The organism is Pseudoalteromonas sp. J010 (assembly GCF_003934235.1).
GTDB lineage: Bacteria > Pseudomonadota > Gammaproteobacteria > Enterobacterales > Alteromonadaceae > Pseudoalteromonas > Pseudoalteromonas peptidolytica.
In genome coordinates this window covers 143873-157537 of record NZ_RDBW01000011.1, presented here as the reverse complement: position 1 = coordinate 157537, position 13665 = coordinate 143873, and the positions used below count along the sequence as shown (strand labels likewise).

Genomic DNA, 13665 nt, shown 5'->3' with positions numbered 1-13665 from the left:
TTGAAAAGATATGCAAAGAAAAATCTATGATACTTAGAAAAGAAACAGCACAATACGTTATATTGAGCCGTTTCTTTCATCACTTTTAGTTAAGCACGATACTTACGTCTAAACGAGATTAATAAGGCGCTCAATAACGGAATGAAAAAGCCAACACTACCACCAGAGCTACCGGCATCATTTTGTACAGCATTCTCGGTGCCTTGATCCGCCTGATACTTTGCTTTTACCACCATCTCACCGGTTACGCGTTCAAATGTCGTATCCCAGCCAATAAAAGTATAGCCACTGCGTGTTGGTGCACTCGGAGGTGTTGCTGCGGCGCCATGCTCGACCTCAACGGTTGCTATTGACGCATCATTCCAATCTACAAATTTGACTTGGTATTTATTAATTTGAAACTTTGCAGTAATAGTGAGATTTTGCGTAATTTTACTAAAGTCAGCGCTCCAGTTTGAAAAGGTGTAGCCCTCTCTAAGTGGTACTTCTGGGGCTGTTGCAGGGGCATTTTCRGCAATGCTTTGAGTTGAGAGTAAGGTGCCATCCCAGTTCTTAAAAATAACTTCAAATAACGTTGGCTCATCAACCAACACAGCTAAAGTGCGTTGATTATCACTATACTTTAACTCATGATTTTGGCTTGTCAGTCTCAAAGATACAGGGAAAGTACCTATTTTATTTGGCGTGATAGTCAGCGCCGCAGAAGTTGATTTAACTCCACTAATACCACTAAACAGACATGATTTAGTTTGGCCTTCATTACTACAGGTCACGGAATAATTTTGATCTTCTGATTTAACATCCACAGCCAGTTCAGAAGCGGCGTCTATTTCTATGGTGAAATAGTCAGGCAACAAACTCAGTGTCTGCTCCGATACTTCAAAATTTATTGTCTGTGAAGCACCTAGTTTAATGGAATGCGGATCTGGTAGGTTTAATATTGCAAGGTTACTTACATTATCAACATCAACAAACAGGTATGGTGTTGCCCCTAAAGTTGTTAGTTCGCGAGCCGTTGCACCGAAGCTGTAATTTCCCTTCGAGTCGATTTGGATACTTGACTCGAACGTCCACACCCCTTGAGCGCTCTTTAGCTCTTCACCACTAAACTGGATTGTTGCAGTGCCTATTTGTTCATGCTCCTTGTCGCCTTGTTGCCACTGCTCGATGGTAAATAGTTTATCCTGAGCCGTGCTGCCTTCTGGTGAGCGCAGCACATAGTAGCCTTTTTCCATAGCAGAAGTATCAGACATAGTGACTTGTAAAGTAATACTTTGCTCTCCTACTGCGGACGACAATTCATTTGTAGAAAGCGCAACAAATTCAGTGCGCGGAGGGAAAATGTCTAACTGGTTACTGTTGCTTACTTTGAAAGCAACAGGCACACCAAGTTGGTGTAACTGTCCATGGTTAAAAACGCCGGTATTGCCACTGCTATCTGTTAATGTTGCAGAAGAAATAAGCCACTCACCAGGCAGAGCATCCCCAGAAAATACGAATGAATAAGTCGATTTATAAATCCCTTCTTCCTGCGTTTCTTGCCACTGTGTAGATTCTGCCTGTTTAGTTGCTACTGATTTATACTGAGTTGGTGGCGATAGCTTTACAACCCCTTTGGACATTCCTGATTGATCATAAGCCTCAATGGTTATATCAATGTTTTTGTCACCAGAATCTACATCAATTTCTGATGCTGAAATGGTGATATTCTTTATTTCTGGTGCAACTGTTTCTGAGACTTTACTATTCACCACGGTGACATACGGGTCGAAGCCTGCGGCTTTCATTTCGCTATCTCGTACCCAAAAACGTGCTGCGTTGTTGTTATCTATTAGCATCGCTAAGGTTAAAAACCATGTGCCGTTAAGGTCTGTTTCGGTAAAATTAAAGCTAACCGTACTTTCATAAACGCCTACTTCATCCGTTTGTTGCCAATTTGCTGCAACCGCAGATTTATTGGTCCCCCAGTTAAACCCTGTTGGAGGAGATAGATACACACGTGTACTCTTGATACCGCTTTCGTCGTACAGCCGAATGGTTGCATTAATAGTCTTATCGCCTTGTTCAACATTAACAGTTTTGCTACTGAGATAAATGGACTTTAATTCAGGAGGTGTACGGTCGGCAGTTGTATTAGGTTGCGCTTGCTGACAGTCTGTAGCGATTAGCTCTAGTTGCGCCTTTGCGGGGATAGAGTGGTGACCTATGGTTGTTTTAAGGTTGTCGGTGAGCAAGTCTATCTTGCTATTACAGTCGACTGCCGATCCTATAACGTTATCAGTCTGTAACTGCGCTTGAGCATGGGTAGTTGTTATGGTTATGCCACATAGCACAGAGAGTAATTTGATGGAGTATACATAGTTTGAACTCATTGTTATTCCTTTAGAGTTATTATCTAGCTTGCTAGTGAGCATAATCTAAACTGCTGGAGTACTGTCTTTGTTAAGACGTTAATTTATATCAATTAGTCTTAATTCTTGCTCAATTTGAAGGCGTAAAGCTGATGCCAACTGCGTTAAACATTTCTTATTTAGAACACCTAAATAGAAAAACTCTTGCCTCAAAATCGATCACTTAGTTAAGCATATTTGTATTACAAATCTTTTACTTGCCCGCTGATGTACTTTTGCAGCAATCTGACATTGCGTTACTAGCACTTAAATTGGAGTAAACAACCTAATTTATCATGATGTATAGGTTTTACAGAGACATCACTGACTCCAATTTGTGAACAAATGTAAAAAACGATAATCTTTACGATTAACTAATAGTCCTTGTGGTGATGTAAAGTATGTAACGCTGGCGTTTGAGTGGGCCGCAAGGTTGTGTTTTACGTTGGTTAATAAGGAAAGAAAAGATGCAGTTTGAAACAACACGGTTATCGATAAGGCGAATGAAAATGGCAGATTTAGATGCTGTATTCGCACACAGAAAAAGCCCGAACACCTCTAAGTATATTGGTTTGCCAGCTACTCGAGAGCTGGCTAAAGAAAGGTTGATACAAGCATGTAAACCCTGGAGCGCAGAACCTGGTGAGCGCCTTATTCTTGCGATTATACATAAAATACGGGCGCAACTTATCGGTGAGCTGGTGTTTAAATATGTTGATAAAACGCAAAAAATAGGGGAAATTGGATTTCGTTTGGCTGAACGTGAGATTGGTAAAGGATACGGATTAGAGGCAGCAAGCGCTCTCATTGAGCAGGGGTTCAACAGCTTTAATGTTGATATTATTCAAGCCGTATGTGCTGTCGATAATCTTCAATCTCAGAGACTTATGGTTAAGTTAGGCATGAAACGTAAAAGCTGTTTACCGGCATTTTTAGAGATAGCGGGTGACAAGCATGATGCTTATATCTATCAGATCTACAATAAAAAAATCCGTTAAGCGCAGCAAACAAAACATGTAAGATTCATCTACACACTCGTTATCGCTTTTATTTAAAGGGAATCATTAAATATGAAAAAAATCTCGCTTGTAGCATTACTACTACTTTGTGGGTGCCAAAGTAACAATGCGACTACCACAGCAACCGAAAAACAGCCAGAACGTTTCCAATATCTTGATATGAGACATTTACCGATGAAGGAACAAGCTGATGGATATTGGGTGCAAACCCAAAGGAGTGAGCCATTATACCCAATAGATGCAGCTAGAAAGGGTCTGTCTGGGTGCGTTACTTTATCAATAGCTATCACTCCTGAGGGAAAAGCTGGAGGCTATAAAGTGATCCAGAGTTACCCAGAAGGGGTTTTTGACGACGCAGCACTCCAAGCAGTAAATAAATGGCGCTGGGAGCCTGAGCCGGGTAATTCTACCCGTCAAGCTATTCTTATTGATACTAAGCTCGAGTTTTGGGTTACCCAAGGGCAAAGCAACGCAGATGAAGCACAGCGAGTATGTCAGTTTGCATCACAACTTAGGCGTTAGTATTTTGCCTCGTTTGTCATATAGCTAGGCATTGCAGCTAGGATGAAAACCCTAAAATAAAACATTTAGGTAACAATTTGTTGCGCCTCCCTCTTAGTTGTTAACTAAATTGATTATTCTTTGACAATGAAGTTTAGGAATATTAACGTGTACCCGAAATCTGAAATAGACCAAAGGAGATGTAAAATGATTTCAAAGTCACTTGTGTTTGCAACTGTGCTTACCGCTGGCGTTGTACCAACAGCCGCTTCTGCCGCAATTAATAATAATATTGGCGAATGTAACCTATATAACTTGTTCGAGCAGCATAACCGTGATGATTATGTTACACGTGTTTCGGCTTCAGTTGCGTATGGTAGCTATCAAAGCTGCGCATTGGATCAAAACAATTATGTAAAATCAGTGCTGGCTAAGACTTCGGCGCGTAGAAATGAGCTAGAAGCGGATATCAAACAGCAAATGTATCAGATGATGGATGCAAATCTTAATGGCAGCTTTGACCTAGACTATGTCTCAACGAGTATCAATGGGCCTTTGGTATTTGAATTGAAAGAGTCGAGTGGTCAAGTAACCGCTAAGATCGGCGGCATTGGTATTAATTCAAAGTCAAAAATTACCCTTAAAAACACACCTTCCATTATATTCAAAGCGTATGGAAGAATAAGTACACCTGAGATTTGGGCAACCGCAACTTACAACCCCTACAGTGGTGAAGTATCCAACTTAAGTGTTAGACCTATCAATTTAGATGTTGATATTGAAACACGCTTTTTGGGGATCAGCATTCCTGGTCTTTCTAACCTCGTTGATTCATTTTTTGAGTCAAAAATGAAAAAAGAAATGGCAGGGTTTGTAAATGACGATAAACTCAGCGGCGCTCGTACCATCTTCTCTTTGGATAAAGCGATCCCCAGTGGTGAGTTTTTCTATGCTGGTGAAGACTTGGGTGTCAAAGCCAAAGATGCTATTCGCAATATGAGTAATGGTCAATCGGTTCGCATCTCTGTGTCTGGTAATTCATTAACATATGGTGATCAGCCTCATACAGCTTCACTAAACGTAAAAATCTCAAATGCGATTGAAGTACAATTAGATAGCGTACGTAGGAAAAACCCACTTGGCCCCGACACTTGTCCAGTCAGCTGCGTTTAACGGTTAGCGCATTTCAATAAGAAAATTGGTTTAAAGCCTTTGCTTAGCTCAACTTGTTAAGGAAAGGTTTGAAAAGTGATGAATTGGCTTATTTAGAAAATCTAAATAAGCCAATTAGTAAAGGTAGGCTGATAAGTGTTATTAACTAGCCAAACCTTAGATTAATTTGCTTTGGTTGCCTTGTACTTAATTGTGACATTGTAATACGGCAACAAACCGTGCACACGTATGTTCCATTTCCCTTCAGCTGGCTGATTAAATGTGCAACTTTCAGTACTACCCCAAAGATAAGGGCGACAGTCATACTGGAAAAAGCTTGGCATGTGCTGGTGGCGTACGTACAGATTAGCTTCACCTTTACCTGTCATTGACACTTCTAATTTATCAAAACCTGCTGGCAGTTCAATTTCGCGATGTTGCCACCAAAACCACCCTGCAAGGCCAGAAAATTCACCCTCGATAACAGTAGGCTCTACCGCTAGGTTAAGATCGATAACAACTGGATCATGATCTGACGCGCGATAAGGGTGTGGCGCGTACAAGCTTGCCTTATGGTTATCTGATTTGTATTCAGTATTGTAGTCCAGCGCAACAGGCTCATCTGCATTAATATGCCAATCAGTCACAGACTTTATTTTTGTCATCATAGAAGTTGAAGCAAACGCGTGGTCTAGGCTACCAATACGTCCTTGGTATACGTACGAGTAGTCTAAATTATCACCATGCAAGGCTTGTTTGATATTAGCATAACCATTTGTAATATAGGCGTTAATTGGATCTTCTTTTGCGTACGCGTTCATATCACCTAATATAATGACATCGTCTTCTACCACCCCTGTTGGATTTGTATTTAACCACTGTGACAGCGTATTTACTGCATTGACACGCGTTTGATTCCAACAGCCTTGACCATCGTTCTGATCTTGATCTAAGCCTTCGGCTTTAGAGCAACTTCCTTTTGAACGCAAATGAGCCATTACGACAGTGAATGTTTCTTCACTAGTGATGTCTTTAAAAGTTTGTACTACTGGTGGACGGTTACCATAGTCAAAGGGGACAGTTTCCGTATAAGCTGGTGTGCCCACTTCGGATACCTTATTGCTGCGATAGATAATGCCTGAAGTAATAGCATCACCACCAACTCGCTCAGTATTTAGGTTAACAAACGCATAGGTATTAACAGGATCTGACACATTTAGCGCATTAACCAGATCAGCAATCGCACTGCGCTCATCAAAACCGTCGTTTTCAAGTTCGAGCAAGCCAACAATATCAGCATCGAGTGCAGTGATTGCTGCGACTGTTTTTGCTTTTTGTCGTTCGAACTCTTCAGCGTTGTCAGCACCTCGAGGAGTAGGGAATCCGGCTCCTTGGCCATCTCCATTAAAATAATTTAGGACATTAAAATTGGCAATACGTAGATCGCCACGGGATTCCACTTCAGGGGCTTGTGTACGTAAATTGGTATGAACAAAGTTTGGTGTTTTGGTTGGATGAATACGGTATTGACTATAGCCATAGCCTATGACCCCTTCGAGACTAGTCACCGAATCACCCAAACGTAACGTGTTATAAGCGTCAAGAGTAGGGGAAGGGTATGGGATCACCTCAGGATTTTGTACTGACGAACCATCATCTAACAAAATTTCTTTGCGTTTGTTCTGTGCTTCTAATTGATTTGCTGGCTCACCAGGCGCTGCGATTTGAGTCGCCTGATACAAGCGCTCGGTAGCTAAACGCACTTCGCCGTAACGTGCAAGTCCGTATGTATCGTTGACGACCAACTCGTTAGTAATAGAAACAAGCATGCCCTCGTATGCCTCAAGGCTGCTTTGAACAGGCAATGTTATGGCGGTTGAAAACACGTTTGTTGTACCACAAAGTTCAATTGCATCAACATTTATAAGTTGCGTTTGGCCATATTTTTCTTCAACTTTACCACGCAGCTTCACAACATCTCCGGCGCTAACCGAGGTGTTGTTATATGCGACAAAGATACCCTCTGAAGTATTTTCATCGCTGTCGTAATCAGCGCTTTCTTCTTGAATAAAGAAGCCTTTAAGACCTGTGTCAGACTGCAAGCTTGAGGTGACCACAGCTTGAACCTCAACGACCTCACCCGCAACTGGGCTAGAATCGCCCGCACCTTGAATTGTACTGATTAAGGTATTGTTTTCACCACACTTTACAGGTTCTGGCTCTGGTATATCATTACCGTTTGAGTGTACACCTAGGTTACTAAAGTCATCTTTAGACAGCGCGAGCCATTGCCCTTCACCTATAAATGCCTCACCAGGATCGGTGCGTCCAAGCGTTACCGCCGGATCTCTGACTAGAGTTTTGTCTTTTGTTCTGATTTCGCCATCAATCCATTCACTACCTGGGTCAACACCTAGCTGACCTAAGCTATCAATAGTATTGCCATCAAGTGTTAGTGTGATCGCATCATCACCATTAAACCAGCTGCTAGAGTTAGTTAACTGCGCTTTGGCTATGATTTCTGAAGCTGCATCAGCATGTGCGATAACGTAAGTAGACTTTGGCGCTAGCGCTCCAGATAGTTCGATTTGTGTGCGGGCTTCGGTTGCACCATTAAAGAAGAAGTTTATTGAGTATCCACTCAAGTCTACCGCAGTATTGCTGCCATTATAGAGCTCTACTGCTTTGTTATAGCTACTACCCTCAATATATTCGGAGATAATGACGTCTGCTTGAGCGTTTAGGCAAGCTAATGTAACAGCAGAGGCCAAAATTGATTTTTTAATCATTTTTTATTTTCCCGTGTCTTATAATTTTTCGAATATTTATTCGGGTCGATATTCTAATCACTATTGATGACAATTCAATTAAACTTGATGTTTTGTTTACATTGATTTACTTAATGTTTGTGGTTGTAGGTCAAATGTCATTGAAGTTATGCAAAGTCGTGTTTATGCCCCTTTTCTAAGTGCATTGACAAAAAACCACTGCTGCATACGTATTCAATGGATCGATCATTATTGATACCTATATTGTTAAATTTGTGTAACATGAAAAGGTGCAATAATGATGACAACAAAACGAATCCAATCTATGGCTACAGCACTACTTGCGTTAGGCTTAGCTGCCCCTATCAATGCCTCGCAGGGCGATCCAACAACATTTGTTCACTTATTTGAATGGTCTTGGCGTGRCGTTGCAACTGAGTGTGAAACATTTTTAGGACCAAACGGTTATGCAGCCGTGCAAGTATCACCACCGAATGAGCATATAACGGGCTCACAATGGTGGACGCGTTATCAACCGGTAAGCTATGAGATTGTGAGTCGCGGTGGCAATCGCGCTGAGTTTGCCGATATGGTCTCACGTTGTAAGTTAGCTGGAGTTGATATATATGTTGATGCTGTGATAAACCACATGGCACACGGGAGCGGTGAAGGCGTTGCTGGAAATGCCTTCGGTAACAAGCAGTACCCAATATATAGTCCTCGGGACTTTCATAACACATGTGCAATCAATTCTGAAGATTACGCAAATAATGCTTGGCGAGTTCAGCATTGTGAACTGGTAGGGCTTCATGATTTAGATACTGACGCAGACTACGTACAAAACACTATTGCAGGCTTTTTAAATGACCTCTTGTCACTGGGCGTTGCAGGCTTTCGTCTTGATGCCAGCAAGCACATGCCGGCAAATGATATTGCCGATGTACTTGCTAAATTAAATAAGCCAGCGGTGATTTTTCAAGAGGTGATTGATCAAGGCGGTGAAGCCATTACCGCATCTGAATATCATCAAAATGGGTTAGTCACAGAATTTAAATATAGCATAAAGCTCAGTAACGCCTTTAAACAAGGCAAGCTGGCGTGGCTAAAAAGTTTTGGTGAATCATGGGGATTAATGCCGAGTCATAAAGCGGTAGTGTTTACGGATAATCATGACAATCAACGCGGACATGGAGGTGCAGGCTCGATTGTGACCTTTAAAGATGGCAACCTCTATGACTTAGCTAATGTATTTATGTTGGCGTTTCCTTACGGCTATCCAAAAGTCATGTCTAGCTATGAGTTTAACGGTAATACTGATGCTGGCGCGCCTTCATTACCTGTACATCAAAACGGTAATCTAAATTGTAACAGTGCACAATGGCAATGTGAGCATCGTCGTCCAATGATCTCTGGAGCAATGCAGTTTAGAAACCATACATCGGGAAATTGGAATGTCGATAATTGGTGGGATAACGGCAATAACCAAATCGCTTTTTCTCGAGGTAACTTAGGATTTGTCGCGATAAACAGAGAGCCTTTTGGAATGAACCAACAATTGCAGACAGGCATGGAGCCAGGTACTTATTGTAATGTATTAACAGGTGCAAAGGTTGAAGGACAGTGCTTAGGCCAAAGTATAAAAGTGGACGAGAATGGCTATGCGCATGTGTCAATTGAGGCGATGCAGGCACTTGCAATTCATCACCAAAGTAAAATAACAGCGCCACCACCGGATTTAGAGGATTGGCAGCGCACTTTAGTATTTATCAAAGCACAGACACAATCAGGACAAGATATGTTCATTCGTGGTGGCCTTGACCATACCGCGGCATTACAGCGTGGTGTTGATTGTTCTGCTAATCCCATGCGCTGTGCATTACCAATAAAGCATCTAAATATGAGAAATGTAACCACTGCGCCTTGGAAGGTAGGTGACACCATGTTGGACTGGTCTGAAGCTCAAAACGGGCAAGCAAATGGTGCAAAGGGGAGCCCACTCGATTGGACCTCAGATGTATGGCCTGCTCAGTGGGGAGCTGAAAAACGTTATGATAGAGATGGTTTTGGTGTGATGCCGCTTAATCAGTGGGGCGCTCACTACTGGCTTTTGGAAGTCGAGATGAATTGCAATCATACCTTTAACGGTTGGTTTGAAGTTAAAGCTTTTGTGAACAATGGACAAGGTTGGGAAGCTGATATTAATCAGCAGGGTACACCTTATATGAGTAACAACCACTTTGCACAATGTGGAAAAATGAATGTATTTGAGTTTGGTAAAGACTCAGCGATGATTTTACCCTTATAAACTCTATTCTTTATAATAAGGTGAGTTGAGTGTCGAGATAAAAGTACTTAGCTCACTTTTTATTTTAAATCGCCTTTCCTCTGTTATTTACTGTCTTCTACTTTCTTGCTTGCAATAATGATAAGTTTAAAATTAACCCAGATTAAAATGTAGTCATATAAATTCAATAAATTAACATTTTAAAAATAAAATTAGATAAATTGATTTAAATCATTAAAATGTGTTCACAAGCTATTGTCAGCGCTGTCATTGGGAATTATTATCAACTCGTTGTTTACGAACGGGCCCTTTCAAATAGACAACAATGCCCTCTATGAGATTAAAAAAGGAAAATTTAAAATGAAGAAGTTTTGTTTCGCACTATCCTTAGCAGCTGTATTTGTCTCAGCAAATAGTATGGCTTTACCAAGTCAGGCACATGATATCGATGGATTTGAACGTGTAACTGAATACGCCAACGGCCCTTTAGCAACAGCGATCCTTTCAAGTGAATTTGCACATAACCTAAAGGTTGATTTACACCCACGAGGAGAGGGCGATTTTTGTAGCTACGCGAACGTATATCACCATACAACTGGCGAACAAATCGCGCATGCTAACGTACAAGGGTTATCAGGAAGTAATTACATTCAGCAGGCAACTGCTACTATTCCTGAGCAGTACTTAACAGCAAATAAACGCGTTGAAGTCTCTTGCACCAGTTCATCAGGCGAACAATACGACGTATATGTGAATGTGCCCGGTGCGCCACTCGTACAGTGGGATATAAGCGCACAACCTGTAGGTGAGTTTGTACACCGTCCGAATACTTACGGCTATCATAGTGCGTTTCATGTTGAGAGTCGCTTAAGTGTAGATAGTCAAAGTAATAGTGGTCGCTGCACAACACTGTCTAACCGCGGAGTTGAACTTGGACTCTTCCACGGTGAAAGTGGCAAAGGTCCTTTCCATTCAGATGTATTTATGACAGATATCACAGTTGATAATTCTCATGCTGGCCAGCCAGTCTTATATCAAATCATTGAGTGTGAAAATGCTGCAGGGAAAACATTAGCTGTTAAGGTTTTATCATTAACAAACCCAAATAGCATTTATGTTGTCCATGAAGAACATGTGATTAAGTAACAAAAATAAAAAGAGCGTAGCTAACGCTGCGCTCATATTTATTTTTATATTTAAGTTTCTTTTATATTTAATTATAACAATGAAAAATTAGTTATTAAATCTAAGTGGATTTAATAATTTTTGTGGTTTTTCTAAATGCCATTATTAATGGCATCAATGATAGCAGCCTCAGTATAACGGCAGCCTCATTCAGGATGGTAATAGGTTGAGCGGCTGCGCCCCACAAATAATCATGATTTTACAATACTCAGGTTTGCTTCAGCTGAGGTGTTTATGCAACAACGCTTGCTTGCTGTCACCGACCTTTTTAGTAAAAAGCTCCTTTATTGCACCATTCTCTTGGTTGACTTCTGCACACATTTTTTAGCTTAAGGTTTTTCCTTCAAACTCATTGAGTTTTTAACATCAAAAGCTTCCATACCATCATACGTCGACTTCAAGTTGTAAACCGTCATTTTGTCGTAGTTATACCTATTAATCTCAATTAAGTTTGCTATTTTGAGGTGAGAAAACCTTGTCTATTGGCAGGTGAAATTTTGCTATTTAGTTGTTCTAAACAAGAGGTTTTTAACGCGGCTAGCGTCAGGCTTACGCTTTTAAATTGAGCAAGTGTACAGGCTAATTGGTATTAACCTCTTGCTTTAATGATTACAGAAAACCCCAATAAGGTATGCCTCATTCTATGGAAGGCAATCGCACTGAAAAAGCTTGGATTAGACCCTGCACAATCTTCATCAATAATGTTGACGATTATCACTGATATTGCGGGCTTTATGTCGTTTTTAGGAATTGTACTGTTGTTATCAGATATGCTGCCGAAAGGCTAAAAGAGGTGAGACTTAAGATTTTAAAGAGCTGGTGTAAGCACCAGCTCTTTTGCAAAACGTATTAGTTAACTACTACGTTGCTTGCTTGAGGACCTTTCTGGCCTTCTTCAACTGTGAAAGACACTGATTGGCCTTCAGTTAAAGTTTTGAAACCGTCAGAAACGATAGCACGGAAGTGTACGAATACATCTTTACCGCCGTTTTCTTGAGTGATGAAGCCAAAACCTTTCTCTTCGTTAAACCACTTAACTGTGCCGTTTACTGTGTTAGACATAATTGAAACCTTTTTCAAAAAATTAATTGTGTGGTGAAAATCACCGTTAAAGCGATAGATAAAACTTAGCTAGTAACGCATTGGTATATCTATAAACGACTTTTTAAAAAAAAGAGTATCAAGAAAAAACAGTGCAGCAGTAGTAAGTGCTCTAAGTATCTAAAGCGCTATTATAATATAGCGTTCTTACATGGCTGTCCAATGAAGTTTATAAAATAGTTCAAAAAGTAATCGTCATGAGGTTGCAAAGTGTTATTTGGATGGACTCTGCGGCCTGAGTTCCTCAGCCGTATCGCTTTGGAGTACCTGCCTAAGCGCATTGTCCATTTGTAAAATAAAGTGTTGCTTATGTGGATATTTTCCTTCAAAACCTTTTAAGTAACCAATATGTGCAGTACGCCTCATGATCACTTTATCTTCAATAATGTTTCCACTGCTAAGCTGAGCAGAAGCAAAAGATGCTTTATTTATTCCAAGTAAAGTAGAAAGCCTATCATTTACATAGCAATCAATGCGGCCGCGGGACAGCTTTTCGATATTTGAACTTGTGCTTTTATTCTCCCAGAGCTTAATCAAGCCTAATTTTTGAGCTTCCATTAAGTCTTCATCCAAGATCATATATCCTGCGTTTATGCCGACATTGATGGCTTGTTCCGGTTTTATGTGCGGAAGCTTTTTTAGCGTGAATCCTTTATTACAAAAGGCGACCACCACTTCTTCTTGTAGTGGTACAGAGTACGGCCAGATGTAGGGTCTTTTTTTTATATGAATATAGGGAGGCATGAGTGCCATCGCCTCTGCTGATTCCATAGAAGAGAGTCCTCGTTTCCAAGGTATGGCCTGCAAAGTAATTGAATACTCTTTACTTAGTATTCGAGCGGCTTGTTTGACAATATCAACATAAATGCCATACAGCTCGCCATCTATCTGATAGCTATATGGTGGATAAGCATCATCCACTAAAATGGTGACAGCAATTGGTGCAGCTAGCTCCGGTTTATGAGGGGTCGCACAGTTATCAAAGGGAAGAATTAAACAATACCAGATAAAAACATAGCGAAATACGTTCATTTTTCACTGATATAAAAATGTGTCGTTTATTTAATATAGTCAACAATGGCGCTATTTGTTAGTAATCTCCATTGTGCCAATTGAGTCGGGTGCTTGGAATCATTTCCCCATAAATAGATCACGTAATTTGGTAAATTGATATAACAGGCGGGAATATCATGAGCGTTTATGCTTTAGAAACGCAGACCAACATAACAGGTTGAGCTAGCGGGCAACACCAAAAGAAGCATTGC

At 40.8% G+C, this 13665-nt stretch carries 10 protein-coding genes; 6 read left to right on the top strand and 4 right to left on the bottom strand.

From position 1 onward, the window contains the following. Positions 1-89: 89 nt before the first annotated feature. Positions 90-2372, bottom strand: coding sequence for an InlB B-repeat-containing protein (locus EAG18_RS07555; protein WP_185745568.1), 2283 nt, complete (start codon positions 2370-2372; stop codon positions 90-92). Positions 2373-2857: 485 nt separating this feature from the next. On the opposite strand from EAG18_RS07555, the gene EAG18_RS07550 reads away from it, so the two are divergent. The 3 genes from EAG18_RS07550 to EAG18_RS07540 all read left to right on the top strand — a co-directional run bounded on the left by EAG18_RS07550 (position 2858) and on the right by EAG18_RS07540 (position 5083). Next, positions 2858-3388 (top strand): GNAT family N-acetyltransferase, encoded by a 531-nt coding sequence (locus EAG18_RS07550; RefSeq protein WP_125251766.1) that lies wholly within the window; start codon positions 2858-2860, stop codon positions 3386-3388. Between the two features lie 72 nt (positions 3389-3460). Further along, the gene (locus tag EAG18_RS07545; RefSeq protein ID WP_125251765.1) at positions 3461-3931 is read left to right on the top strand and encodes an energy transducer TonB; all 471 of its coding nucleotides are present in this window, start codon (positions 3461-3463) and stop codon (positions 3929-3931) included. Between the two features lie 186 nt (positions 3932-4117). Further along, positions 4118-5083: a hypothetical protein gene (locus tag EAG18_RS07540; RefSeq protein WP_125251764.1), complete on the top strand. Its 966-nt coding sequence runs from the start codon at positions 4118-4120 to the stop codon at positions 5081-5083. A 161-nt stretch (positions 5084-5244) separates the two neighbouring features. Here the strand turns inward: EAG18_RS07540 and EAG18_RS07535 are convergent, their stop codons facing one another. Beyond that, complete coding sequence (locus EAG18_RS07535; protein WP_125251763.1) at positions 5245-7851, bottom strand: ExeM/NucH family extracellular endonuclease; 2607 nt, start codon at positions 7849-7851, stop codon at positions 5245-5247. A 304-nt stretch (positions 7852-8155) separates the two neighbouring features. Here EAG18_RS07535 and EAG18_RS07530 point away from each other — a divergent pair, with 304 nt between their 5' ends. The 3 genes from EAG18_RS07530 to EAG18_RS07520 all read left to right on the top strand — a co-directional run bounded on the left by EAG18_RS07530 (position 8156) and on the right by EAG18_RS07520 (position 12087). Next, complete coding sequence (locus EAG18_RS07530) at positions 8156-10135, top strand: alpha-amylase family protein (protein ID WP_275557252.1); 1980 nt, start codon at positions 8156-8158, stop codon at positions 10133-10135. Between the two features lie 339 nt (positions 10136-10474). Next, positions 10475-11260 (top strand): hypothetical protein, encoded by a 786-nt coding sequence (locus EAG18_RS07525; protein WP_125251762.1) that lies wholly within the window; start codon positions 10475-10477, stop codon positions 11258-11260. A 644-nt stretch (positions 11261-11904) separates the two neighbouring features. Beyond that, positions 11905-12087 (top strand): magnesium transporter, encoded by a 183-nt coding sequence (locus tag EAG18_RS07520; protein WP_125251761.1) that lies wholly within the window; start codon positions 11905-11907, stop codon positions 12085-12087. Positions 12088-12148: 61 nt separating this feature from the next. Here the strand turns inward: EAG18_RS07520 and EAG18_RS07515 are convergent, their stop codons facing one another. After that, on the bottom strand, positions 12149-12361 hold the full coding sequence (locus tag EAG18_RS07515; protein ID WP_010369631.1) for a cold-shock protein: 213 nt from the start codon (positions 12359-12361) through the stop codon (positions 12149-12151). A 252-nt stretch (positions 12362-12613) separates the two neighbouring features. After that, on the bottom strand, positions 12614-13432 hold the full coding sequence (locus EAG18_RS07510; RefSeq protein ID WP_125251760.1) for a transporter substrate-binding domain-containing protein: 819 nt from the start codon (positions 13430-13432) through the stop codon (positions 12614-12616). Positions 13433-13665 lie beyond the last annotated feature (233 nt).

Excerpts from the sequence above, each read along its gene's own strand:
- EAG18_RS07550 (WP_125251766.1), top strand. The coding sequence starts at position 2,858 with ATGCAGTTTGAAACAACACGGTTATCGATAAGGCGAATGAAAATGGCA.
- EAG18_RS07545 (WP_125251765.1), top strand. The coding sequence starts at position 3,461 with ATGAAAAAAATCTCGCTTGTAGCATTACTACTACTTTGTGGGTGCCAA.
- EAG18_RS07540 (WP_125251764.1), top strand. The coding sequence starts at position 4,118 with ATGATTTCAAAGTCACTTGTGTTTGCAACTGTGCTTACCGCTGGCGTT.
- EAG18_RS07535 (WP_125251763.1), bottom strand. The coding sequence starts at position 7,851 with ATGATTAAAAAATCAATTTTGGCCTCTGCTGTTACATTAGCTTGCCTA.
- EAG18_RS07525 (WP_125251762.1), top strand. The coding sequence starts at position 10,475 with ATGAAGAAGTTTTGTTTCGCACTATCCTTAGCAGCTGTATTTGTCTCA.
- EAG18_RS07520 (WP_125251761.1), top strand. The coding sequence starts at position 11,905 with ATGATTACAGAAAACCCCAATAAGGTATGCCTCATTCTATGGAAGGCA.
- EAG18_RS07515 (WP_010369631.1), bottom strand. The coding sequence starts at position 12,361 with ATGTCTAACACAGTAAACGGCACAGTTAAGTGGTTTAACGAAGAGAAA.
- EAG18_RS07510 (WP_125251760.1), bottom strand. The coding sequence starts at position 13,432 with ATGAACGTATTTCGCTATGTTTTTATCTGGTATTGTTTAATTCTTCCC.